Source organism: Vibrio sp. D173a (genome assembly GCF_030248475.1).
In genome coordinates this window covers 1-894 of sequence record NZ_JAHGAH010000316.1, presented here as the reverse complement: position 1 = coordinate 894, position 894 = coordinate 1, and the positions used below count along the sequence as shown (strand labels likewise).

At 46.0% G+C, this 894-nt stretch carries 2 protein-coding genes; both read right to left on the bottom strand.

From position 1 onward, the window contains the following. On the bottom strand, window positions 1-510 hold a 510-nt coding region (locus KIV40_RS25050), incomplete at its 3' end, for a response regulator (protein ID WP_285351907.1). Next, a partial coding sequence (locus tag KIV40_RS25045; protein WP_285351905.1) for an ATP-binding protein occupies window positions 511-894 on the bottom strand: 384 nt, incomplete at its 5' end.

Here is an 894-nt window from a genome sequence, read left to right as displayed (position 1 = left end):
GCGAATCTTATCTAAGGTTACACCATCAATCCCCTTAGGAAGGGTTGCCACTGGTTTTGAATCCGCCTGATTCGCTGCTTGCATCATCTTATCAACTAAGCCTTGGTTTAGATCGGAAACACTCTCAAGCTCTTGTTGCTGCGAACGGTACTTTTTGAGTGAAGCTTCTAGACGTGGAAACATTACTGGCTTTAGCAAATAGTCAACAACACCACCACGCATTGCCTGCTGAAGCGTATCAACATCGCGTGCCGCTGTGATTAAGATGACATCACAGCCTTGGTTGTTGCCTCTTACATGATTCAAAATATCTAGCCCACAGCCGTCAGGCAGATAGACATCAAGCAGTACAAGATCTGGCTTGAGTATATCGAGCTGCATCAAGGCTTCAGACTGCGATGTCGCAATCCCAACCACCTCGAAGCCACCCATCTGCTCCAAGTATCGATGATGCAACTCTGCAATCGCAATATCATCTTCAATAACCATGACTTTCGTGACTGCATTCATTTAGTGCTCTTCCTTAATCGGTGTGTTTTTCTGTGCATGTACATCTGGTGTTAAAACCTGTTCTTCTTTGGGTAGATAAACGGTCATCCGAGTACCAAAATCTCTGTTCTCTACCATATCAAGCTGACCTTGGTAGCGGTCAGCCAGTTGCTTCACAAGGTACAAACCTACGCCTCGATTCTGCTTAGCCTTACTTGAAACCCCTTTTTGAGTCAGCTCGTTAATCGCCAAGCCTTGAGGTAAGCCACACCCTTTGTCTTCAACTTCAAGGATAACCTCGTTTCCGTAATCGCTCACAGAGACCTCAATAATGCGTCTTGCAGGTGGAAAAGGATCATCTTGGCTAATCGCCACGCGTGTTGCGTCAAAGGCGTTATCAATCAG